General features: G+C 67.1%; 21 protein-coding genes. All 21 read right to left on the bottom strand.

Features of this window, described 5'->3' with window-relative positions:
* Window positions 1-112: 112 nt before the first annotated feature.
* The 21 genes from LPW26_RS06345 to LPW26_RS06245 all read right to left on the bottom strand — a co-directional run bounded on the left by LPW26_RS06345 (window position 113) and on the right by LPW26_RS06245 (window position 22274).
* Window positions 113-1132, bottom strand: coding sequence for an RlpA-like double-psi beta-barrel domain-containing protein (locus LPW26_RS06345; protein ID WP_238733511.1), 1020 nt, complete (start codon window positions 1130-1132; stop codon window positions 113-115).
* A 307-nt stretch (window positions 1133-1439) separates the two neighbouring features.
* Window positions 1440-2216: an IclR family transcriptional regulator gene (locus LPW26_RS06340; RefSeq protein ID WP_238733509.1), complete on the bottom strand. Its 777-nt coding sequence runs from the start codon at window positions 2214-2216 to the stop codon at window positions 1440-1442.
* Window positions 2217-2313: 97 nt separating this feature from the next.
* The gene (cofD, locus tag LPW26_RS06335; protein ID WP_238733506.1) at window positions 2314-3303 is read right to left on the bottom strand and encodes a 2-phospho-L-lactate transferase; all 990 of its coding nucleotides are present in this window, start codon (window positions 3301-3303) and stop codon (window positions 2314-2316) included.
* Window positions 3300-4058 carry a coenzyme F420-0:L-glutamate ligase gene (gene cofE / locus LPW26_RS06330; RefSeq protein ID WP_238733657.1) on the bottom strand — a complete coding sequence of 253 codons (759 nt, stop codon included), beginning with the start codon at window positions 4056-4058 and terminating at the stop codon, window positions 3300-3302. Before cofE ends, cofD begins: the two co-directional genes overlap by 4 nt.
* A gap of 8 nt (window positions 4059-4066) precedes the next feature.
* A complete protein-coding gene (gene npdG, locus LPW26_RS06325) occupies window positions 4067-4732 on the bottom strand; it encodes an NADPH-dependent F420 reductase (RefSeq protein ID WP_238733503.1) in 666 nt (221 codons plus the stop codon).
* A 45-nt stretch (window positions 4733-4777) separates the two neighbouring features.
* Complete coding sequence (locus LPW26_RS06320) at window positions 4778-5410, bottom strand: flavin reductase family protein (protein WP_238733501.1); 633 nt, start codon at window positions 5408-5410, stop codon at window positions 4778-4780.
* Entirely contained in the window at window positions 5407-6414 is a 1008-nt protein-coding gene (locus LPW26_RS06315) for an LLM class flavin-dependent oxidoreductase (protein ID WP_238733498.1), read from the bottom strand. The genes LPW26_RS06320 and LPW26_RS06315 overlap by 4 nt, the downstream gene beginning before the upstream one ends.
* 8 nt (window positions 6415-6422) lie before the next feature.
* On the bottom strand, window positions 6423-7376 hold the full coding sequence (locus tag LPW26_RS06310) for an LLM class flavin-dependent oxidoreductase (RefSeq protein ID WP_238733496.1): 954 nt from the start codon (window positions 7374-7376) through the stop codon (window positions 6423-6425).
* On the bottom strand, window positions 7369-7836 hold the full coding sequence (locus LPW26_RS06305; RefSeq protein ID WP_238733492.1) for a (2Fe-2S)-binding protein: 468 nt from the start codon (window positions 7834-7836) through the stop codon (window positions 7369-7371). The genes LPW26_RS06310 and LPW26_RS06305 overlap by 8 nt, the downstream gene beginning before the upstream one ends.
* Before the next feature lies 1 nt (window position 7837).
* Window positions 7838-8701, bottom strand: coding sequence for an FAD binding domain-containing protein (locus tag LPW26_RS06300; protein ID WP_238733489.1), 864 nt, complete (start codon window positions 8699-8701; stop codon window positions 7838-7840).
* Window positions 8702-8703: 2 nt separating this feature from the next.
* Window positions 8704-9156 (bottom strand): SRPBCC family protein, encoded by a 453-nt coding sequence (locus LPW26_RS06295; protein WP_238733486.1) that lies wholly within the window; start codon window positions 9154-9156, stop codon window positions 8704-8706.
* Between the two features lies 1 nt (window position 9157).
* Window positions 9158-11425, bottom strand: a complete 2268-nt coding sequence (locus tag LPW26_RS06290; RefSeq protein WP_238733481.1) for a xanthine dehydrogenase family protein molybdopterin-binding subunit — start codon at window positions 11423-11425, stop codon at window positions 9158-9160.
* Window position 11426: 1 nt separating this feature from the next.
* A complete protein-coding gene (locus tag LPW26_RS06285; RefSeq protein WP_238733479.1) occupies window positions 11427-12938 on the bottom strand; it encodes a tripartite tricarboxylate transporter permease in 1512 nt (503 codons plus the stop codon).
* Window positions 12938-13390, bottom strand: a complete 453-nt coding sequence (locus LPW26_RS06280; protein ID WP_238733477.1) for a tripartite tricarboxylate transporter TctB family protein — start codon at window positions 13388-13390, stop codon at window positions 12938-12940. The genes LPW26_RS06285 and LPW26_RS06280 overlap by 1 nt, the downstream gene beginning before the upstream one ends.
* Window positions 13387-14340, bottom strand: a complete 954-nt coding sequence (locus LPW26_RS06275; protein WP_238733476.1) for a tripartite tricarboxylate transporter substrate binding protein — start codon at window positions 14338-14340, stop codon at window positions 13387-13389. The genes LPW26_RS06280 and LPW26_RS06275 overlap by 4 nt, the downstream gene beginning before the upstream one ends.
* A gap of 21 nt (window positions 14341-14361) precedes the next feature.
* The gene (locus LPW26_RS06270; protein WP_238733475.1) at window positions 14362-15624 is read right to left on the bottom strand and encodes a pyridoxal-phosphate dependent enzyme; all 1263 of its coding nucleotides are present in this window, start codon (window positions 15622-15624) and stop codon (window positions 14362-14364) included.
* Entirely contained in the window at window positions 15624-16823 is a 1200-nt protein-coding gene (locus tag LPW26_RS06265) for a M24 family metallopeptidase (protein WP_238733474.1), read from the bottom strand. The genes LPW26_RS06270 and LPW26_RS06265 overlap by 1 nt, the downstream gene beginning before the upstream one ends.
* 238 nt (window positions 16824-17061) lie before the next feature.
* Window positions 17062-17661, bottom strand: coding sequence for a 2-phospho-L-lactate guanylyltransferase (gene cofC / locus LPW26_RS06260; protein ID WP_238733471.1), 600 nt, complete (start codon window positions 17659-17661; stop codon window positions 17062-17064).
* Window positions 17658-20036: a 5-amino-6-(D-ribitylamino)uracil--L-tyrosine 4-hydroxyphenyl transferase CofH gene (gene cofH / locus LPW26_RS06255; protein ID WP_238733468.1), complete on the bottom strand. Its 2379-nt coding sequence runs from the start codon at window positions 20034-20036 to the stop codon at window positions 17658-17660. The genes cofC and cofH overlap by 4 nt, the downstream gene beginning before the upstream one ends.
* Before the next feature lie 77 nt (window positions 20037-20113).
* Window positions 20114-21244 (bottom strand): DSD1 family PLP-dependent enzyme, encoded by a 1131-nt coding sequence (locus LPW26_RS06250; protein WP_238733464.1) that lies wholly within the window; start codon window positions 21242-21244, stop codon window positions 20114-20116.
* A 1-nt stretch (window position 21245) separates the two neighbouring features.
* Window positions 21246-22274, bottom strand: a complete 1029-nt coding sequence (locus tag LPW26_RS06245) for an LLM class flavin-dependent oxidoreductase (RefSeq protein ID WP_238733461.1) — start codon at window positions 22272-22274, stop codon at window positions 21246-21248.
* Window positions 22275-22281 lie beyond the last annotated feature (7 nt).

The raw sequence follows: 22281 nt of genomic DNA, 5'->3' as shown, positions 1-22281 counted from the left end.
GCGGGACGAGCGGTACGTGGCGATCTCATCGGCCGTGTAGAAGTCGCTGCGATTTGGATCAGACGAGATCGACTTCATCGACGATCCCACCGGGAGCCGAAGCCAAAGGTCCTCAACGCGGTGGCGCAGGATGTGCGCTCGCGCGACCGCAATCGCGGCAGGCGGTCACGCGGCACTTGCCGCGCTTGTCGGCCTTGCCTTTCGCTCCACATCCCGGCGACGGGACCTCGGCCACCACGGCCGGGCCGAGCAGGATTTCCCTTGCTTCGGTCGGCACGATGACGGCCCCGAGGACGATGGTCTCGCGGGTTCGGCTGCGCCAGTCCCAGGGCGGAATGAAAGCTCCGGCCCAGAGCCCGGACCGTGCCTCGCGGGCGACGGCTTCCGGCTTCTCGTAGTTGCGCGTGTAGCGGGTGAACGCCAACGCCCAGCCTGAGCCTGCCATCCACTCCTCGACACTCTCGGATTGCACCAGACACGTCCCGAGCGATCGGCCGTCTTCGTCGGCACCGGAGACCCTGCAGGTCCAGGGTTTGTCGCCGAACCGCCGCGCAAGCTGGTCGCGCGCGGCGATGCCGCAGCTCCAGCGATCGCCTTTGGCATCGAAACACAGCTGATCCATCTCGGGCGCGTCGATCCCCCGCAGCCGAATCTTCGCGCCGCTGATCTCGACCGTGTCGCCGTCGACGATCTGCGGGACGCCGGCGACCTCGATGGCCTCGTTGCCGTGCAGGCAAACGTATTGGGTGTTCCGCATCCCGAGGCATCGCGCCGCGCCGGTGGCGAAGTCGATCTTCACGCCGACCTGCCGCGACTTTCCGTACGGGCCGCGATCATTGACGCGGATGCCGCAGGTGCGCCCGTTGACCGGATTGGTGACCATGACGGTGGTGCCGAGCGGATAATCGTGGGACGCCGCGGTCAGGGCGTCGCGGGTGAGCGGTTCGCCGCTCGCCGTCCGTGTTCCGATCGAGTACATCGACGCCAGAACTTCAGTGTGCGGGCCGCATCTGTTGGTTTTGTGCACATACCGATGCACGGTGTCCCAGCCGCCGGCCTCGGCCCGGCCGCCGGCGAAACAGCAGATCGCCGCAACCACCGCGCAACTCGTCAGAATCCACAGGCGTCGCATCACATCCATTTCTCCACCGCGGACCGTCTAGCACAGACGTTCGGAGAAATGGACATCCGACAAACGCGGCAATGCCGAGCCGAAATTGCGGCATTCCCAGCATGGAACTCGCGCCAGCCGACCAAAGACGCCACCTGCCCGCACTGGCCTTGATGCGCATGGCCGTCATGGCGACATTTCAGGAAGGTCGAAAACTCACGCCTGATCGAAGAAGGTCCGTCGTCGACGCCGGATGCGCTTCGCTCAAACTGCGAGCGCCCACACGGGCCGCAGTGTCCGACTCGCGGAAAGGACCGCAACCGGGTCGTTATTTCAGCGACCCGAGCCTCCGCGACGCGCGGGTGGCCGATGCCTTGACCAGTTCGCAAAGCTCTTCGATCGCGCGGGACGATAGGCGTTGGCGTGGCACGGCGCCGCTGAGGGCCGCGATGATGCCGCCGGTCGCGTCACGGATCGGAGCTCCGACGGCGAAGACGTTATCGAGGTTCTCCTCGTCGCAGATGACGTAGCCGAGCCGACGACCTTCCTTGAGATCCTTGAGGATCGCGGAGACCGAGCGTTTTGTCTTCTTGGTGAGCTGTTTGAGCGGAGCCGCGCCGATCAGCGCGTGGACCTCGTCGTCCGGACAGTCGAACAGCAGGGCTTTGCCGAGCGCCGTCGAATGGATGTAGGTCCGCGAGCCCGGCGCATTGGTAATCGAAATCGGGCCGCCGCTTTGCACCGCCGCCAAATACACGACGTCCGGCGCGCGCAGCACGCCGAGGAAGCTGTTGACCTGATGCTGCTCGGCTAGCAGATGCAGTTCCGGCGCGGTGGCGGCGTTGAGATCGGTCGATGCCAGAAATGCCGAACCGATCTGAAAGGCCTTGTAGCCGATCTTCCACTTCGAATTGCCGAGCGACTTCTCGACGAAGCCGGCTTCGGCCAGGGTATTGATCAGCCGCTGCGCGATGCTCGGCGCGACGCCGAGCTGACGGCCCAATTCGCGCACGCCGAGTTCGCCTTCGCGGCCGAGCAACTCCAGCACCGCCAAGGCACGCGCGACCGTCTGGCTGCCGGTCGAGGTCTTTCCCACGCTGATCATTCGGATTGCCATCCCCGTGACAAACGGTTGCCGCGCCCGCGATCCAGCCGCTTCGACGAGCGATGCGGATACTCGGTTGCCGGGATCATTTCAAAGCCTATTTGGTCGAGGCCGGGGCCGCTTCCGCACCGGGTGTTCGGGGCAGCGTGCGGGCGAAGGCAAGGCAACTGCCGGCCAACTCCACCCGATCGGCCTTCGAGCGCATCACGGTCGGCACCACGTGAACGGCGATGCCGAGCGCGGCGATCTCCGGCGCCAGCGCTTCATCGCAGCTGTCGATGACGATGCCGTCGGCGAGACCTTGATAATGCGCAGCGACGCCGAGCGCCGACACCGGCGCGTCGAGCTCCTGCATGATCTTGGCCGCCGGGCCCTTGATGGCAGCGCCGCCGACGATCGGCGACACCACCACGATCGGCACGCCGAGCCCCTTCAGCCAATCCCGGGCGCCGGGCACTGCCAGGATCGGATCGATGCTGAGATAGGGATTCGACGGGCAGATGATCACGGCCGCCGGCCGAGGCAGCGCGCCGATCGCAGGATTGAGCTGCGCTGCCGCGGCGCCGGCAAACGCGATGCGATCGACCGGGACGCCGCAGGCCAGCCGGACGAAATATTCCTGAAAGGCGATACTGCGGCCGCCGCTGTGGATCACGGTCCGCACCGCATCGTCCGACATCGGGAGCAGGCGCGAGGTGACGCCGAGTGCGGCACTCAGCTCGGCGGTAACTTCGGTCAGCGTCGCGCCCTCGCGGAGCCGATTGGTCCGGTAGGCATGCGTCGCGAGATCGCGGTCGCCGAGCTTGAACCAGGCCGGCCCGCCGAGCCGCGCCAGCTGCTCCATGAAGCGCCACGTTTCGCCTTCGAGCCCCCAGCCCTGCTGGCTGTTGGCGACGCCGCCGAGCGTGTAGGTGACCGTGTCGAGATCGGGGCTGATGTGAAATCCGAGGTGCTCGAAATCATCGCCGGTGTTGACGACGACGGTGAGCTTGTCGCCAAGCAGATGCGACAGGCCGTCGGCCAGCTTGGCGCCGCCGACACCGCCGGCCAACGCAATGATGCGATCGTTCGCTGCGGTCGTGGTCATCTGAACATATCCATGCGCTTTGGCCGCAACAGATCACGCGCGGTGCCGGAGCCGGCGAGATCGATCCCGCGGACCACCACCACTGGCGTGGCCTCGGCGGCCTGACCCATCACCAGCGATGCGGCTGCCGCGACTTCGTCGGCGGCGCCGACCTCGGTGGTTTCGAGCTTGCGGCCGAACAGGTCGGGCTGACCGCGCAGGTCGCTCATCGTGACGATGCCGCTTGCGCCGATCGTGGTGCCGATCGTGCCGTTGCGCCAGGCGCGGCCGATGCTGTCGATGATCATCACGCCGACCGCCGCGCCGGTTTCGGCGACCAGCCGCGCGCGGATTTGTTCGGCCGAAGCGTCGGGATCAAGCGGCAGCAGCAGCGCGGCCTCGCCTTCGACATTGGAGCGGTCGATGCCGGCATTGGCGAGCACCAGGCCCAACCGATGCTCGACGATGATCACGCCCGGCCGAACGCGCAGCACCTCGCTCGACTCCGCAAGGATCAGTTCGACGACGCGCGGATCCTTATGCGCCTGCGCGGCGATCTCGACGGCGCGCGGTGACGGCGTCACCGCCGCCAGATCGACGCTGCGGCCCTCGGCCTTGGACACCACCTTCTGGGCGATGACGACGATGTCGCCGTCTTGCAGCCGCGCCTCGGCCGACGTCAATGACTCCAGGATCAGACCCGCGAGGTCATCACCCGGGGCCACCATGGGCAGCCCCTCTACGGCATAAAGCTCGACAGCACGTCTGACCAAGATGGCCCTCCTCAGGGGAGGCCGGTGATCCGCACTCCCGCGTCGGGAATCTTATAGAACTTGTTGATCCAGATCAGCGCCGAAGTGAGGCTCTCCGACACCACCGAATTCGCCAGCGGCCCGATGTCGATGCCGCGCAGCCCGGCGTCGACGGCAAGCTGCATCACGGTGGCGCGCGCCTCCTTGTCGTCGCCGGCAACCAGCACGTCGCAATCGATGGCGTAGTCCGGGTCCTTGAGCTTGTGGGCCGACACGTTCTGGAACGCCGACACCACCCGCACGCCCTCACCGAGCAGCGTCTGCACCGCGACGACGCAGGAATCGGTTTCCGGCAATTGCACCCGCGTGACCTTCGGCGGCACCAGCGGCACCGTGACGTCGACCAGGATCTTGCCCTGCAGCGCGTCCTTCAGCCCCTGCACGGTCGCGATCTGTGCCCGGTACGGCACGGTCAGCACCACGATATCGGCCTGCGCGACGCCGGTCGCGCTGTCGGCGCCTTCCGCTGTGCCGCTGCCGAGCCGGGCATTGAGTTCGTCGGCCGCCGCCTTGGCCTTCGCGGCGTCGCGCGAGGCGATGATCACGCGGTGGCCGTGCTTGGCCCAGCGCAGCGCCAGGCCGCCGCCTTCGGCGCCGGTGCCGCCGACGACACAGATCGTATGAGTTTTTGTAGTCATGGCATCCTCTGTTCTTGACGCCGGCAGCGCAGGCTGCGCCGGCCTTTACACCCCGACGATGTCGCCGAGCCGCACGTAGTTGCGGCCGCCGATGCGGGCGACCGGGGCATAGGCCCTGGGATCGATCTTGTGGTTCTGCGTCAGCCCTGCGGCGACGTGCATGTCGACGATCCGTCCCACCACCAGATGGTTGGGCGCGTCGCCGAAGGTCAGTACCTGGTCGAGCGTGCACTCGAACTGGATCTTGCTGCCGGCGAGCCGCGGCGTCCGGATGTGGCACGACGGCAGCGTCGTGAAGCCGAGCAGATCGACCTCGCTGACATCCGGCGGATACTCCTCGCTCGCCTGCTGGACGATCTCTTCCCAGCCCTCCGGCACCATGTTGATCACGAACTCGCCGGTGCGCTGCACATTGGCGAGCGTGTCCTTGGCGGCGTCGCTGCCGGTGCGCGGCCCGACCGAAAATCCGAGCAGGCCAGGATCGACCGCGAGGATCACGAATTGACTGAACGGCGCGGCGTTGACGATGTCGCCCGGGCCGAGCGAGGTGACGAACGCGATCGGCCGCGGGATCACCGCGCCGGTCAGCATCTTGTAGCGGTCGGCGCGGCTGAGCGCGGCGAGATCGATCTGATCGAACCGCTGCTCGTCTGCCGCGCCTGCCGCCGGATCGCTCATGCCGGCACCTTGGCCATCACCTCGGTGCCGAACCATTCGATCTGCTCGTTCATCTCCTCGACCGTGTCGGCCGGGAACATCAGCGCGCTGCAATGCTGGATGCCGATCGCGCGCAGCTTCTCGATCTTCTCGAGGATGACGTCGGGCGAGCCGACCAGATTGGCGACGACCTGATGGCTGAGGTCGCGGCCGGTGTAGGCGAGCGACACGCGGTGCGCGACCAGACCGCTCTCCATATAGCGCTTCTCGGCCTCTTCCATCGTCTTGGCGATGGTGCAGGAAAACTGCGGGGCGATCTCGATCGAGTCCGGATCGCGGCCGAGCTCGGCCGCCCGCGCCTTGAGATCCTTGATGCGCTGCTCCATTTCGGTGAGCGGCCGCCAGCCCGGCAGCCAGCCCTGGCCGTAGCGCGCGGCGCGCTCGATCGCTTCGAGATTGTGTCCGCCGATGTACAGCGGGAACGGCTGCGCCCTGCTCTTCGGGAACATCTCGACGTCCTTGAACGAGTAGTAAGCGCCCTCGTGGCTGGCGCTCGGCTCGGTGAACAGCATGTCGAGCGCCTTCAGCCCCTCGTCCATCATGTCGCCGCGCCGCGCCTTGGCGGCGCGCGATCCGCCCCAGGCGAGAAACTCTTCGCGATACGCGCCGAGCCCGACCGCCATGATGAAGCGGCCGTTGGACATCTGGTCGAGAGAGATCGCCTGCTTGGCGAGATACACCGGATCGCGCATCGGCAACACGGTCAGCGCGGTGCCGAGCTTGATGGTCTTGGTGGCGCCGGCGATCGCGGCCAGCACGATCAGCGGCTCGTAGAAATTCGGCGGCTTGCCGGGAAACAGGTCGCGGACGTAGTTCTGCGTGGTGATGTGATCGTTGCCCCACACCGAATCGTAACCGAGCCGTTCGCAGAGCTGCGCCTGGGCGATGAAATCCTCGGGTCGCGCGAACGGGATCGGATACATCACGCCTTCGAAACCGGTCGATAGACAGACACTGAACTTCATGCGTTTCCTCATGACGATTTTAGGATGGCTTTGATCTGGGCGCCGTCTCGCACCCCGGCGATGACGATCTCGTCGAGGCCGGAGGCGTGATACTCGGCGAGCCGGCGGCGCAACTGCTCGGGCGTGCCGCTGGCCGCGTGGCGCGCGACGATGTCGTCGCCGATCAACGCCTCGGCGCGGCTCCAATCCTCCGCCACCACGGCGGCGTTGAGCGCGCTCTGGTCCAGCACACTGCCGGCGAGATCGAGATTGGCCTTATGGTGCGCGCCGCGCAGCAGGATCGCCAGGATGCGGCGGACGCGGTCGTTGGCGCGCTGCTCCTCGGCATCGACCGACGCATAGACCAGACCCGAGGTCTTGACCTTGCGACCCTTGGCGCCGCGCGCGACGCTGCCCAGCGTCTGCTGCACGAACGGCACCGACGCTCCGGCGCTGATCAGCACGCCGTCGGCTTCGGCGCCGGCGAGCTCGAGCATCTGCGGCCCGGACGCCGCCAGCACGATCGGAATGTGGGCCGCCGCGGCCGCAAGCCGGCGACGATCGACACGAAAGCTCTCGCCCTGAAACGTCACGCTCTCGCCGGATAGGAGCGCGCGGACCAGCTGCAGTGCCTCGCGCATCGCCCGCAGCGGCTTGGCGCCGTCGACGCCGATCGCCGAGAGATCGGCCGGCGCGCCGACGCCGAGGCACAGCTTGACCCGCCCCGGGAAGCGCTCCGCCAGCGTCGCCGTCGCCATGGCGATCTGCACCGGATGCTGAGTGAGCGGGCTCACCGCCATCAGCGCCACTTTGAGACGCTGCGTCTCCGACAGCGTGAGTGCACCGAGCACGGACGGATCGCGCAGAAAAAGATGGTTGGCGATCCAGATCGTGTCGGCACCGCCGGCCTCGCCGGCCGCGACCTTGTCACGAAACACGGCCGGATCGTCGCGGCCGTCGCTGGAGATGGAGAGCTCAGACAAGGCTTTTCACCGCTTCGAGAATCTTGATGTAGCCGGTGCAGCGGCAGATGTTGCCGCGCAGATAGTGACGGATCTCCTGCTCGGTCGGATGCGGATGGCTCTCCAGCAAAGCCGTCGTCGCCAGCACCATACCCGGCGTGCAGAACCCGCACTGCATCGCCGCGTGATCGACGAACGCCTGCTGCACCGGGCTAAGCTCGCCGTGCTGCGCCAGGCCTTCGACCGTGATGACCGATTTGCCGTCGATGTCGGCGGCGAGCGACGTGCAGCTGCTCACCGGCAGGCCATCGACCAGCACCGTGCAGGCGCCGCACACCTGCACGTCGCAGGAGCGCTTGGTGCCGGTCAGCGCCAGATCGTCGCGCAGGAAATCGATCAGCAACGCGAACGCCGCCACCGTACGGGTTTGCGGCGCGCCGTTCAGTGTGAAGGATATGTCGAGCGAAGCGGAATCGGCCATGTCAGCGCCCTGCCTCGACGCCGGCGCTTTCCAGCACCGCGCGCTTGATAAAAACGGCGGCGAGATGCCGCTTGTAGTCGGCGCTGCCGTAGATGTCGTCGGTGGCCGGCAGGTCCGCCGCCATCGCATCGGCCGCTTGCGGCAGAACGTCGGACAACGCACCGGGCGGCACGCCGTCGAGCGCGGCCTCGACCGCTTCGGCTTGGATGGGATTGTCGCCGATGCAGCCGATCCAGACGCGGTAGCGCCCTTTCGCCTGCGCGCGATACGACGCCGCCACGCCGACGGCGGGATATTCGAGATGACCGAAGCTGCGATAGCAGATCCGCTCATCCGCGGCCGGCAGCGGAATGCGGATCGCGGTGAGGATCTCGTCGTCGGCGCGCGCGGTGGTGAACGGGCCGAGGATGAATTCGGCCATCGGCACGCTGCGCTCGCCGTCCGGCCCGTGCAACATCAGCGTTGCGCCGAGCAGGCAGAGCAGCGCCGGCGGATCGGCGTGCGGCTCGGAGAAACAAAGATTGCCGGCGAGCGTGCCCGATGCCCGCACGCGAATGTTGCCGACGTTGTCGGCGAGCTTCGCATAAGCGGGAAGCCGGTCGCGGATCAGCGGATCGGTGGCCAGCCGCAGATGCGTCACCAGCGGCCCGATCACCACTTCGTTGCCGTCGAGGGCGAGCCGGTCGAACCCGGCGATCCGCTTCAGATCGATCAGATGGTCATAGCGCAGCACACGCGCCTTGAGCGCCAGCAGCAGCTCCGTCCCGCCCGCGTAGTAAGCGCTGTCGTCGCCGAATTTTTCGCGCAGCGCCAGTGCAGCTTGCAGCTCGTTCGGACGATGCAATTGGAACGGGGCCAGTCGCACGATCAGATCTCTTCCAGCCGCTTGCGGAAATTGGTTTCGAATTCGGCGAAGTTCTCCTGCGCCTTCTTCTTGATCATCGAGTGACCGAGCGACGCCAGTCGGCCGGCGATTTGCAGATCGGCCGTCACCGCCAGCCGCGTCAGCTGCGCTTCAACCGCCTCGAGCCGCAGGTCGAAATTGACGCGCAGCGTCGTACCGGTGAACTTGTCCCGGCCGGTTGCCTGCGCGATCACGAATTCGAGCTCGCGATAGTCCTCGACCACGATCTCGGCCGGCACCTCCAGCTTGAACGGCCCGATCTTCTGCTTCATCAGCGCCGAATAGGCTCTGAGCCGCTCCTTCTCTTCGATCGTCTCGATGCCCGGGATGCAGCCGGCCATCTCCCGGATGTCGAGCATGATCGGCCACAGCCGGTCGGGCGCGCAGGGCAGATCGGCCTCCATGCGGAATTCCATCTCAGCTGTCCTTCTTGTCCTTCAGCGCGCGCCAGACACGCTCCGGCGTCAGCGGCAGCTGCTTGACGCGGATGCCGAAGCCGGTGGCCAGCGCATTGGCGATCGCCGGCGCGATCGGCAAGATTGCGCCCTCGCCCATGCCGCGCATGCCGCCCGGTCCGGGGCCGCCGCCGTTTTCGATCAGCACGGTCTCGAACTGCTCGGGCACGTCGTCGATGGTGGGGACGTGATAATCGATCATGGTGCCGTTGACCGGCTGGCCGTCCGCGTAGATCAGTTCTTCGAATAGCGCGTGGCCGAGGCCCATGATCGCGGCGCCTTCGTCCTGACCTTCGGCGCCGCTGCGATTGATGGCGCGGCCGATGTCGGCGACGCTGACATAGCGCTTCACCGCGATCTCGCCGGTGTCCTCGTCGAGCGTGATGCCGCAGCGCCCGGCAGCGGTTTCCCAGAACAGCGGTGCCCTGGCGAGCGCGCCGCCGCGCGACCGCGGCGAGATCCGGCCGATGCCAATCAGTTCGCCGCTGTCGATGCCGACGTAAGCATGCAGCAGATCGGCGAAGCTGTAGCGCTTGCCGGCCGCGGTGAAGCCGCCCGCGACCAGCGCGATGCCGGCCGGATCGAGATTGAGCGTCGACGCCGCGATGTCGCCGATCTGCGCCTTGATGTCGGCGGCGGCGTCCTCGATCGCCAGCGCCATCATCAGCGATGAGCGGCTGGCGCCGGTGCCCCAGTCGAACGGCGCGATGGCGCTATCCGGCGTCAGCGCGCTGACCATGGCAACCGGCTGGTTGAGTTGCTCGGCGGCGACGCGGCACAGCACCTCGCGAATGCCCTGCCCGACCTCGATGCTCGATGAAATCACCGCGATCGAGCCGTCGATCTTCAGCCGCAGCAGCACGCCGGCCACCGGCGAGTTCGCCGGGTCGGCGACGCCGAGCGCGGTGCCGTGGATCATCCGGGCTTGCGGATGCTGTGCGTCGAGCCGGCTCATCGCCTGCGACGCCAGCCCCATCGCCTCCGCCATATCCACGTCGATCGGCGTCAGATCAGGCCGGACGTGCTCGCCGCGCTTGAGCATATTGCGATAGCGCAGCTCGGTCGGATCGATGCCGAGTGCCTCGGCGATGATATCCATCTGGGACTCGGTCGCCCACACGCCCTGCGGGCCGCCGATCGAGCGAAATGCCGCGCCCGGCACAGTGTTGGTGTAGACCGCCGTGCTGCGAAGCCGCAGGTTCGGGATCTTGTACGGACCGATCGCGCGGATCGCCGCCTTGATCGCCACCGCCGGTCCGGTGTCGGCATAGGCGCCGCCGTTCATCAGCACGTCGACCGACTTCGCCTGCAGCATGCCGTCGGCGCTGACCGCGGTCTTGACGCTGATCGTCGCACTGAGCCGCCGCGCCGTCAGCATCGACTCGGAGGCCGAAAAACAGATCCGCACCGGGCGCCCGACCTTCCACGCCACCGTGGCAACCAGCGGATCGATCTTGACCGAGGCCTTGCCGCCGAAGCCGCCGCCGATCAGCGGCGTGATGATCCGCACCCTGGCGATCGGCAAATTGAAGATCCGCGACAACACCTTCTGCACCGCGGTCGGAGCCTGGCCGCAGCTCCACACCGTCAGGCCGTCGTCGCCGAACGACGCGATGCCGCAATGCGGCTCCATCGCGTAGTGATAGACCATCGGGAAGTCGAAGCTGTCCTCGAACACGCGGTCGGCCGAGGCGAACGCCGCTTCGACGTCGCCGGTGTCGTAGGCGTAGGACTGGAAGATGTTGGTGCCGGGGACCGGCTTGGCTTCGCCCTTGAAGTAGAAGTCCTTCAGCGGCTGGACCGCGTCGTGCAGCAGCGGTGCATCCGGCGCCAGGGCCTCAGCCGCCTCGGTGACGTAGGGCAGCGGGTCGTAGTCGACTATCACCGCGTCGAGCGCCTCCTCGGCGGCGGCTTCGGTCTCGGCCACCACCACGGCAACCGGCTCGCCGACATAGCGGACGCGGTCCATCGCGATCAGCGGCCGATCCTTCAGCGATACGCCCCAGATCGGGTCGATGCCGCCGAAATCCGCGCCGGTGACGACGGCGATCACGCCCGGCATCGCAAGCGCGGCGTCGATGTCGATGCTTACGATCCGCGCATGCGGCATCGTGCTACGCAGCACCTTGCCGTGGACCATGCCGGGGACGGCCAGATCGGAGATGAACGCGGCGCGGCCGGTCACCTTGTCGAGGAAGTCGACGCGATCGGGACGCTCCGCGGCGGTCATCTCAGCTCTCCGACGGCACGGTGCGGACGCGGGTGCGGCCGAAATACGACCACAGCTGCCCCACCAGGATGAGCATTGCGACCGTCAGGATGGTCAGCGACAGCGGCCGCTGCAGCACGATCATCAGGCTGCCGTCGCCCATCAGCATCGACTGCCGCAGCGCGGTGTCGAGGATGTTGGCGAGGATGAACGCCATGATCAGCGGACCGGCGTCGAGGCTGGCCTTGCGCAGCAGATAGCCAATGCCGCCGAACAGCATCAGCGTCGTCACGTCGGCGAAATTGCTGCGCAGGCTGTAAGTGCCGAAGATCGCGATCAGCAGGATGGTGGCGCTGAGCAGCCAGGATGGCACGCGCAGCAGCTGCACCCACAGCCCGACCAGCGGCAGATTGAGCACCAGCAACATGATGTTGCCGACATACATCGACGCGATCACGCCCCAGAACACGTCGGGATTCTTCACCAGCATCAGCGGACCTGGCTGCACGTTCTGGATCAGCAGGCCCGCGAACAGCACAGCGGTCACCGCATTGCCCGGCAGGCCGAGCGTCAGCAGCGGAATGAACGAGGCCGTCGCCGCCGAATTGTTGGCTGACTCGGGTCCGGCGACGCCGGCGATGGCGCCGTGGCCGAACTGCTCCGGCGTCTTCGACAGCTTCTTCTCCAGCGTGTAGCTCATCAGCGACGCCAGGATGGCACCGCCGCCGGGGATCAGGCCGACGAAGAATCCGATCACCGAGCCGCGCGCGATCGGACCGGCGGACTCGCTCCAATCCTGACGGCTCGGAAACAGCCGGCCGATCTTGGTCGACAGCAGCGAACCGCGCGACTTGTCCTCGAGATTGTGCAGGATCTCGGCGACGCCGAACAGCCCCATCAGCATCGGCACCAGATCGATGCCGTCGGTGATCGCCATGATGTTGAAGGTGTAGCGCTCGACGCCGGTGATGGTGTCGATACCGACCAGGCCGAGCAGCAGCCCGACCAGCACCATGGTGATGCCACGCACCGGTGAGCCGCCGGATAGCGTCGCACTCAGCGACAATCCGAACAACGCCAGCGCGAAATACTCGGGCGGTCCGAACGTAACCGCGAATTTGGCGAACAGCGGACCGACCAGCGCCAGCGCACACACCGCGACGGTGCCGGCGATGAACGAGCCGATCGCTGCGATCGCCAGCGCCGGACCGGCGCGGCCCTTCTTGGCCATCTGGTAGCCGTCGATGCAAGTAATCACCGAGGCGGCTTCGCCCGGCACCTTGAGCAGGATCGAGGTGGTCGACCCGCCATACATCGCGCCGTAATAGATCGAGGCCAGCATGATGATGGCGCCGAGCGGCGAGCCGGCGTGATAGGTGAGCGGCAGCAGCACCGCGATGGTCGTCACCGGGCCGAGCCCGGGCAGCACCCCGACGAGTGTGCCGAGCACCGAGCCGATCGCCGCATACAGCAGGTTCGACGGCTCGAGCGACAGCGAGATTCCGTAGCCGAGTTTTTCGAGGGCTTCGAACATTACCAGGCGGGCCCCAATTGCATCGGCACCTTGAGCAGCAACGGGAAGATCACGAGCCCGCTGGCGGTCAGCCCGACGCCGGCGACGACGGCGCGCAGCATGCTCTGGCGATAGAAGCCGCGAATCCAGACGATCAGCAGCGCCAGCGTCGCGATCACGAAGCCGGTGTAGGGAACGACGATCGCGTAAACGATCGTCGCCAGGATCGCCGCGGCCGGTGCGAGCGCGAACGCGCTCTCATCCGCCGGCAGCGGCTCACGCACGACCAGGACCAACAGGACCAGCAGCGCGATCGACACCGCCAGCGGCAGCACGCCCGGGCCCGGCGCGTCGTCGACCCAGAAGCCGAGGCGGAAGGCGCCGAGCCCGAAGGTCAGCGCCAGCACCAGCAGCATCAGGACGGCGACGTAGGTCGGCGTGGTGAGCCGTACCATGGCGACAGGGCCGCTCATTTGGCCTTGCCGATTTCCTGCAGGATCTCACGCGCCGAATTGTACTCGCCTTCGACCAGCTTCTTGACCTCGGCGCCCGGCAGGTCGAGCGGCACCATGCCGAGCCGGTCCATCGTGTCCTGGAAAGCCTTGTCGCTCATCGCCTTGCGGAACGCGGTTTCAAGCTTCATGCGGACGTTCTCCGGAATCCCGGCCGGCCCGATGATCGCCTGAACCGAGCGCAGCGACTTGAGGCCCTTCTCGGACAGGCTGGGAACGTCCGGATACATCTTGGAGCGCTGCGGCGTGGTCACCGCCAGCAGCCGCACCTCCTTGCTCTCAATAAAGGGAGCCCAGACCGACGTCTCCATGATGAAGTCGACATGGCCACCGAGCAGCGCCGGCACCGAAGCGGCGGAGCCCTGCTGCGGCACATGGACGAACTTCGCCTTGGTGGCGAATTGCAGCGCTTCGCTGGTGAGATGCTGGGTCGTGCCGACGCCGGCGGTGCCGTACTTGATCGCGCCCGGCTTCGCCTTGCCCTCGGCGATCAGATCGTCGATCGTCTTCCAGCGCGCATCGGCCTTCACGGCGATGCCGATCAGATTGTCGCCATAGTAACTGATGTACGAAAACGCGTTGATCGGGTCGAACGGCAGCTGCCGACCCTGCAGCGCGGCCAGATAGCTGGTGCTCGACAGCGTGCCGATGGTGTAGCCGTCCGGTGCGGCCTTGGCGAGCGCGGCCATGCCGATCGAGGTCGAGGCGCCCGGCTGGTTGATCACCACGATGGTCTGGCCGAGCGAGGCCTCGGCCGCTTTGGCCAGTACGCGCGCGGTCTGGTCCGTGCTGCCGCCGGCGGCCCACGGCACGATCAGCGTGATCGGCTTGTCGGGATACTCCGCGGCCGCGGCTTGCGGCAGCAGCGCTGCGATGACCAGACCAACAGCTCCGATGATTTTCGACTTCATATGCATCTTCACCTCGCCCCCTCAGATGATCGGAAACACTCCCGCGGACTGCAGGATTTGCGTGGCCGTCGGAAGATCCGACGGCACCTGAATCGTGTCACCCTGCGTCGCCGCGGTGACCGCCGGGTCTTTCAACCCGGACGCCGTGAGAAGCGAGACGACAGTGTCATCGCTCTTGATCACGCCCGCTCTGACCAATCGCTCGACCGCAACCAGCCCTCCGGCAGAAGCCGGCTCAAGATAGCGACCTTCGCGAGCTGCCAGAAGCTGCTGCCAGCGCATCGTATCATCGTTCGAGATCGTCACGGCGCGGCCCTGAGACGTCCTCACGATCTGCAGCGCCTGATAGGTCCCCTGCACTGCGCCGATCGAACCCGACACCGTATCGAATGTCTTGGGCATTGCTGGCGGCGCTTCGAGGTCGTGGTCAATGGCCTGGCCGATCGAGCCGTAGACTTCCGCCGCGACCATCTTCGGCATGCGGTCGATCCAGCCCGCCGCCATCATCTCGCTGAAACCGCGCCACATCCCGATCAGGGCGTCGCCGTAGCACACCGGCAGGATGCACCAATCCGGCGCGCGCCAGCCGAGCTGCTCCACGGTTTCGTAGGCCAGCGTCTTGTAGCCCTCGATGCCGTAAGGGTTGGAGCCGACCGCGGGGCCGAAGAACGGCGAGGTCGGGAACCAGCCATACTGCCTCACGGCGTGTTCCATGAACCGCCAGCGGTCTTCCTTTTCCGGCACGGTGACGACCTTGGCGCCGTAGGCGCGCATCTGCGTCACCATCGGCCCGGCAGCCCAGCCGAACGTGAAGACGACGCAGGGAATGCCGGCCTTCGCCGCATAAGCGGCGGCGGCCGCGCCGGCGTTGCCAGAGGAACTCGACACGATGGTCCTGGCGCCCATCTGCTTGGCGACCGACACCGCCATGCAGGCGAGACGATCCTTGAACGACCAGGTCGGATTGCCGCTCTCGTCCTTGCCGTAGAGTTGCTTGAGGCCGAGCTGCTCACCAACGTTCCGCAGATGATGCAGAGGCGAGCCGCCCTCGCCGAGCGACACGGCTTCAGCCTCGCTCACCGGCAGCACGTCGCCGTAGCGCCACAGCCCGGTCGACAGCCCGGCGCCGGCCGCGCCCGGCTTGCGCAAGGCGATCGGCTGATCATAGGCGACCACCAGATTGCTCCGCACCACCGGCCGGCACACCGGGCAGTCGTCGGCGTAGTGATCCGGGGGATAAAGGGCGTCGCAGCGCAGGCACTGCAGCCCTTTGACCTTCGCCATCAGAGCACCCGCAGCGCCGTGTCGGACAGCATGAACGAATCCACACCGTCCCTGGTGACAACCAGCGTGTCCTCGACCTGGAGGCCCGCATAGCCGATCTCGTAGTACGGCGTCTCCACGCAGATCACCATGCCCTCCTCGAACACGTCCTTGCTGGACGGCGCGATGTTCGGCGCGTCGTAGCCGTCGAGCCCGATGCCGTGACCGACATGGCTGCGCTGATAATGCGGAATGCCCTCGCGGCGCACGGTCTCCACCGCCGCGTTGAACACATCGGCGGCCTTGACGCCCGGCTTGATCATCTCGATGGCGCGGTCGAGCCCGACGCAGATCGCGCGATGATACTTGACGGTCTTCGCGTCCGGCTCGCCGAGCACGCCATTGCGCGCGATGTCGGCGCGGTAGTGCTTGTAGCGCCCGCCGACGTCGAAGCGGATGATGTCGCCGGCGATCAGCTCGCGATCGGTCGGCTGCACATTGGTGCCGGCGCTGCGCGCGCCGACGCCGATGCAGCCGAGCACGGGCATTCCGCCCTCGACGATGGTCTTGGTGTGAAACGCCCGCGCCAGATCGTTCTCGGTGGCACCAACTTTGGCGACCGCGAGCGCCGCACTGATCGACATGTCGGCGATCTGCGCGGACTTGCGCAGCCGCACGATCTCCTCCGTCGTCTTGATCGCCCGCGCGTAGCGGAAGATGTCGGCCGCCCGCACCAGCGTCGCGCCCGGCAGCGCCTCGGCGAGCTGATCCCAATATTGCGGCAGGATGCCGATTTCGTCGACGCCGATGCGCGCGTTCTGCAGCCCGCGATCCTTGATCACCTTGACCAGCGCCTTGACGGCGTCGCCGTCGTCCTGCTGCGCCAGCAAGGCGTCGATGCGCTGATCATGCGGCTCGAGCTCCACGCCCTCCGTCTTGTTCACCGAAAATCCGCCGAAGCGGCGAATGTCCTTCACCCAGACTTCGGCGTCGGCGACCAGATCGATCAGGCCGGTCGAGGCGATCACCGCCGGCTCGCCGCTGCCCGGCGCCGGCAGCAGCGCGTAAGCCTGCGGGCCGCGGCGGATCCACTGGCTCATCGCCCAGAACCCGCTCGCATAGGTGACGTTCTCCGGCATCGTCGCGACCAGCGCCGCGAGCGACGCCTGCTTCATTCCCGCATTGAGCCGATCGATATTGGCGAGCATTGCAACGTCCATACTTTGATACGTTCCGTTTTTCGGAACGTCGTTCCCGTAGCAAGAACACTAAAAGATTTTGGGCGGCGCCGTCAAGTTCGCGCACCAGCTTTCGTTGGTGATGAGTTGTGCAAGAATATGCTGCAATCGGCAGCAGTTTCGCCACCCAAGCGGCGGCAACGACGGAACGGCGCGGCGCAACCGCACACTCGCTTGTCGTCGCGCGGGGATGCGTAGCGACGATCAGCTCCGCCTTCTGTCAGGCGGCGACGTGCTCAGCCCACTGTCGATAATCGTCGGGCAAGTCGAGGTCGAAGGCGAGACGCTGATCGACCAGAATGGCGGGCGTCACACCGAGCCTGCGCGCTGCGCCGAAGTGATGCTGAAAACTGCGCGGGCCATAAGCGAACGGAAATGAAGCCGCGGTGCGCGCGTCGACGCAAAGCAGATTGGTGCCATCGAATTTGCGGTCCGGCACGATCACGACCGCGGCCTGCTCGGCGGCGACGCGGCGCAGGATGACGGGCTCGACGTAAGGCAGATCGATCGGCAGGATCATCAGGCGCGTGAGCGTCGCGATGGTGCGCTGCAACTCGTGCCGCGCATTGCCCAGCGCGCCGTTGAGATCATGGGTCCTGTCGTCGATCACGCCGACGCCCCACGTCGCCGCGACGCGGCGGACCTGCGCGTCCGCGCTCACCACCCTCACCTGCTCCGCCCCGAAAGCCGCCGCGGCCGCCGCCAGCGTCTGGCGCAGCATGCGCTCGCACAGCCAGCGCCGGCCGCTCGGATCGAGCGCACCGGCCAGCCGCGACTTGCCGCAATCGAGCGGTTTGCAGGGGATCAGGACGTGGGTCATCGCGCCACGGCCATCTGCTTCGGCACGAACGGCGTCATCACCAGATCCTGCAGCTCCGGCGCGGCGAAGCTGGCATCGCGGCGCTCGGCGTCGACCGCGCGATACAGCGTCGTGCGCTGCTCGACGACGCGCCCGGCTCGCGTGATCAGCGCTTCCATCGCCTCCGGCGGCAGCTCCTGACCATGCTGGGTGCCGGCGGCGCGCGAGATGCTCTCGTTCATCAGCGTGCCGCCGAGATCGTTGACCCCGGAGCGCAGCAGACTGGCGACGCCGGGCTCGCCGAGCTTCACCCAGGAGGCCTGGATGTTGGTGATCAGCGGATGCAGCACCAGCCGCGCCACCGCGTGCATCAGCCGGACCTCACGCCAGGTCGGCCCGCTGCGCGCCTGGCCGCGCAGCGACATCGGCGCTTCCATGTGGATGAACGGCAGCGGCACGAACTCGGTGAAGCCGCCGGTCTCTTCCTGCAAGTCCCGAATCCGCAGCAGATGCGCGGCCCAGCTGTCGGAGCCTTCGACATGCCCGAACATGATCGTCGCCGTGGTGCGCAGACCGACCTGGTGGGCACTGCGCACGATATCGAGCCAGATCTGCGTGTTGAGCTTGTCGGCGCAGATGATCTGCCGCACCTTGTCGTCGAGGATCTCGGCAGCGGTGCCGGGCAGCGAGCCGAGGCCTTCGTCGCGCAGCATCGCCAGATAATCGACCACCGGCATGCCGAGCGTCGCGGCGCCCTGGCTCACTTCCAGGGGAGAGAACGCGTGAACGTGCATCTGCGGCACTTCGTTCTTCACGGCGCGCAGCAGGTCCACATAGGTCCGGCCGGTGTAGTGCGGATTGATGCCGCCCTGCATGCAGACTTCGGTCGCGCCGCGCTCCCACGCCTCGCGGGCGCGCCGCGCCACCTCTTCGAGCGACAGGTCGTAAGGCCGCCCGCGCAGATGGTCGTGGGTCTTGCCTTTGGAGAACGCGCAGAATTTGCAGGTGTAGCTGCAGACATTGGTGTAGTTGATATTGCGGTTGACGACGTAGCGCACGATCTCGCCGCTCGATGCCGCGCGCACCGCGTCCGCCGCCTCGCAGATCATCTCGACATCGCCGCCGCGGGCGCCGAACAGCGCCTGCACCTCGCTCTGCGCCAGCCGCGCGCCACCCGCGGCCCGGGCAACGAGGGCATCCAGTGACATATCGCTGCGACGCGCAGCGCGGGCCGCCGGGATCCCGGCCAATCCGCCCGGCATCCAGCCGTCGTCGCGCGCGAAGCCGTCGGCATCGACGGCTTTGAGGACCTTGGGTCGCAACGCGGGATCGATCCAGTCCGCCGCACCACGGACATAGGCGGGATACACCGCAAGTCGCGGCTGCAGCGTCAGCCCGGCGGCCTCGGTCGCCTGCCGCAGCCGCTCGATCTCCGGCCATGGCGCCTCCGGATTGACGTGATCGGCTGTGACCGGCGAAATCCCGCCCCAGTCGTTGATGCCGGCTTCCAGCAGCCGTGGGAAATCCGCGTAGCTGAGATTGGGCGGGACCTGGATGTTCATCTGCGGCCCGAAGATCAGCCGCGTCACGGCCGTGGTCCACAGCAGGTCGTCGAGCCCCGGCTCGTGGTGACCGGCAAACTTTGTATCCGCTTTGGCGCGGAAATTCTGCACGATGATTTCCTGCAGATGACCATAGCGCCGATGCAGAGAGCGCAGCGCCAGCAGCGATTGCACCCGCTCGAGCCGGGTTTCGCCGATGCCGATCAGAATGCCGCTGGTGAACGGCACCCGCAGCCGGCCCGCGGCCGCGATCGCCTCAAGCCGCACCTCCGGCAATTTGTCCGGCGAGCCGAAATGCGCCTCGCCGCGCTCGCACAGCCGCTCGGAGATGCTCTCCAGCATGATGCCCTGCGATACGCTCACCTTGCGCAGCCGCGCGGTCTCGGCCTCGCTCATCACCCCGGCATTGACGTGCGGCAGCAGGCCGGTCTCGGCAAGAATGAGCTTGCAGATCTTCTCGACATACTCGGCCGTGGTGGCGACGCCCTGCGCGGCGAGAAACTCGCGCGCCGCGGCGTAGCGCAGCTCCGGCTTGTCGCCGAGCGTCAGCAGCGCCTCGTGGCAGCCGGCGGCCTGCCCGGCGCGCACGATCGTCAGCACCTCCTCGGGCGACAGATACGCCGCCTCGACCTGGCGCGGCGTCTTGGCGAAGGTGCAATAGCCGCAGCTGTCGCGGCACAGCCGCGTCAGAGGCACGAACACCTTGCGCGAGTAGCTGATCACATGGCGATGGCCATCGCGCGCCAGCGTCGCGGCCTCGGCGAGCAGGTCCGCCAACGGCGTCGCCTCATAGGTCCGCAACAGAGCTTCGGCGTCCCCGGTGTCCCACAGCATGTCGTCGCCCTCATTTCACGCGCAGACGCACCAGGGATGCGTCCTGCAGATCAGTTCACCTGCGGTCGCTTCGCCGCTCAATAGCGAGCGCGAACGGCCCATTCTTCGGTCGCCCCGTCAGCCGACACGGCGTGCAGTCGGCTGAACAGATTGACGGTCGGATCGCAATGCGTCGCTCCGATCAGCACGCGCTGCCCGGGCTGCGGCGGCGCCGTGCCCGCCGGCAGGCTGATGACGCCGTGCTCATCGCCGGCAAAGCGATAGCTCGATCCCTCCGGCAGGCCGCCGAACACATCCGGCAACGGTCCGTTCAGCGCCAACGCCTTCACGCCTGCATCCACCGTGAGCTCACCCGCCCGGTTGACCGAGGTCACCGTCGCCAGCACGTACAGCGTGCGCCGAAACGGCAGTGCCTGACCGTCGTGGTTTTGCACGCGGCCGTAGTCTGCGTCCATGAAGATGTAGGAGCCGACCTGCAGTTCCGTGAACGGCCCCGCGATGTCGAATTCAAAAGTTCCTGTTCCGCTGCCGGTGACGTCAGCGCAAGCGAAGCCGGCCTCGCCGAGAGCCTGCGCATGATCGCACAAGGTCGCCGCCACCGCCGCGTTTCCGGATTTGCGTTCCGCCGGATCCAGAACGTGCTGGACCTGCCCGGCGAAGCCTTGCAGGCCGCCGAAGACTGCGTCCGGCCAATCGCCGATCAGCCTGGCGAGAGCGACACTGTCTGTGGCACTACACACGCCGGTGCGACGCTGACCGACATCGACGTCGATCAAAATCGTCAGCGGACGACCGCCGGCCTGCATCTGCTCGCGTAGCAGCTCGATCTGGCTCGGATGATCGACGACGACCGACAGCTTTGCCAACCGCGCGGCGGCGATCAGCGCCGACGTCTTGGCGACGTCCTGCATCGGCGAAGTCAGCAGCAGATCCTGCACGCCGCCATTCGCCATGGCGAGGATTTCCAGCGGCGTCGCACAAGCGATGCCGCGCGCACCGGCGGCGAGTTGCCGGCGTGCGATCTCCACGGTCTTATGCGTTTTCGCGTGCGGGCGCAGCAGCACGCCGGCATCGCGCGCCTGCGCCGCCATGGCGTCGATATTGGCCTGCAGCGCGTCGCTATCGACCACCAGCGCCGGCGTCGGGACGTGCCTCAGCACCTCACAAACAATGGCCGAAAAGCCAGCGGCGTCGCGGATCCCGGCCATCTCAGCTCCCGGCAGGGCGCAGCGCGTCGCCGAGCAAGCGCATCTGATCGGTTTGGGTCGGCCCGGAGAAAGTCAGCGCCAGTTCGGTGACGCCGGCGGCCGCGTACTCCGCGGCGCGCGCCAGGCAGGACTCCGGCGTGCCGCACAGCACGAACGCGCGCGCAATGCGGGCGTCGAGCTGTTCCGGCGAACCGCCGGCTTGCAGCTTCTGCACCGCGCGCTCGTACTCGTCGGCCGACACCGTTCCTTCCGACAGGATCGCATCGCGCGCCGAGGGCACGCGCTCACCAAGCCGCCAGAACGACGTCAGCATCTCGGCCACCGCGAACTTCGCCCGGCTCACCGCCTGCTGCTCATCCGCGTCGACCGAACAGGGCATGTACTGCACCGCGTGCGCCGCCCCGGATCGTCCGCCCGCGCTGCGGCCGGCATTGACCCGCTGCGCCGTGCGCGACGCAAACGGCAGCGAGCACATATTCGAGATCAGAACGCCGTCGGCGAGTTCGCCGCTCATCTTCGAGGTGATCTCGCCGCGACCGGCGACGAGGATCGGCAGGTCGGCGCGGGTCGGATGTTCGAGCTTGACGCCGCGCGCGGAGAATTGCGCGCCGGGGTGATCGACAGTCTCGCCGGCGAACAGCTTGCGCAGGATGACGACGGTGTCACGCAGCGCCGGTGCCGGTTTCTCGGGATCGAGGCCGAGCTTTCGCACCGCCGATGCGATGCCGGCGCCGATGCCCAGCATGGTGCGGCCGCCACTCAGCTCATCGAGCGCGGCGACCTCCATCGCCATCAGCGTCGGGTGACGGCTGAACGGGTTGAATACACCCGCCCCGATGGCGATCCGCCGGGTCGCCACCGCACAGGCGGCCGCCGATGGCAGAATGCCGCGCGCGAACGCGTTTTCGGCGAACCACAGCGAGGCGAACCCCGCCGTCTCGGCCACCTCTGCGAGTTCGACGCACTCCCGCGCGGTCAAGCCGCCGTGCAAGCGCACGGACAGCTTGGGGAGATTTCCGCCTGTCGGCATCGACCTC

Source organism: Rhodopseudomonas infernalis, assembly GCF_022271405.1.
Classification (GTDB): Bacteria; Pseudomonadota; Alphaproteobacteria; order Rhizobiales; family Xanthobacteraceae; genus Rhodopseudomonas; species Rhodopseudomonas infernalis.
Note: the sequence above shows the minus strand (reverse complement) of the source record. Positions and strands in the feature narration are given on the sequence as shown.

What these genes read in the sequence shown, in the direction of transcription:
- LPW26_RS06345 (WP_238733511.1), bottom strand. Translation starts at nt 1,132, where the DNA reads ATGCGACGCCTGTGGATTCTGACGAGTTGCGCGGTGGTTGCGGCGATC.
- LPW26_RS06340 (WP_238733509.1), bottom strand. Translation starts at nt 2,216, where the DNA reads ATGATCAGCGTGGGAAAGACCTCGACCGGCAGCCAGACGGTCGCGCGT.
- cofD (WP_238733506.1), bottom strand. Translation starts at nt 3,303, where the DNA reads ATGACCACGACCGCAGCGAACGATCGCATCATTGCGTTGGCCGGCGGT.
- npdG (WP_238733503.1), bottom strand. Translation starts at nt 4,732, where the DNA reads ATGACTACAAAAACTCATACGATCTGTGTCGTCGGCGGCACCGGCGCC.
- LPW26_RS06320 (WP_238733501.1), bottom strand. Translation starts at nt 5,410, where the DNA reads ATGAGCGATCCGGCGGCAGGCGCGGCAGACGAGCAGCGGTTCGATCAG.
- LPW26_RS06315 (WP_238733498.1), bottom strand. Translation starts at nt 6,414, where the DNA reads ATGAAGTTCAGTGTCTGTCTATCGACCGGTTTCGAAGGCGTGATGTAT.
- LPW26_RS06305 (WP_238733492.1), bottom strand. Translation starts at nt 7,836, where the DNA reads ATGGCCGATTCCGCTTCGCTCGACATATCCTTCACACTGAACGGCGCG.
- LPW26_RS06295 (WP_238733486.1), bottom strand. Translation starts at nt 9,156, where the DNA reads ATGGAATTCCGCATGGAGGCCGATCTGCCCTGCGCGCCCGACCGGCTG.
- LPW26_RS06290 (WP_238733481.1), bottom strand. Translation starts at nt 11,425, where the DNA reads ATGACCGCCGCGGAGCGTCCCGATCGCGTCGACTTCCTCGACAAGGTG.
- LPW26_RS06285 (WP_238733479.1), bottom strand. Translation starts at nt 12,938, where the DNA reads ATGTTCGAAGCCCTCGAAAAACTCGGCTACGGAATCTCGCTGTCGCTC.
- LPW26_RS06280 (WP_238733477.1), bottom strand. Translation starts at nt 13,390, where the DNA reads ATGAGCGGCCCTGTCGCCATGGTACGGCTCACCACGCCGACCTACGTC.
- LPW26_RS06275 (WP_238733476.1), bottom strand. Translation starts at nt 14,340, where the DNA reads ATGAAGTCGAAAATCATCGGAGCTGTTGGTCTGGTCATCGCAGCGCTG.
- LPW26_RS06270 (WP_238733475.1), bottom strand. Translation starts at nt 15,624, where the DNA reads ATGGCGAAGGTCAAAGGGCTGCAGTGCCTGCGCTGCGACGCCCTTTAT.
- LPW26_RS06265 (WP_238733474.1), bottom strand. Translation starts at nt 16,823, where the DNA reads ATGGACGTTGCAATGCTCGCCAATATCGATCGGCTCAATGCGGGAATG.
- cofC (WP_238733471.1), bottom strand. Translation starts at nt 17,661, where the DNA reads ATGACCCACGTCCTGATCCCCTGCAAACCGCTCGATTGCGGCAAGTCG.
- cofH (WP_238733468.1), bottom strand. Translation starts at nt 20,036, where the DNA reads ATGCTGTGGGACACCGGGGACGCCGAAGCTCTGTTGCGGACCTATGAG.
- LPW26_RS06250 (WP_238733464.1), bottom strand. Translation starts at nt 21,244, where the DNA reads ATGGCCGGGATCCGCGACGCCGCTGGCTTTTCGGCCATTGTTTGTGAG.
- LPW26_RS06245 (WP_238733461.1), bottom strand. Translation starts at nt 22,274, where the DNA reads ATGCCGACAGGCGGAAATCTCCCCAAGCTGTCCGTGCGCTTGCACGGC.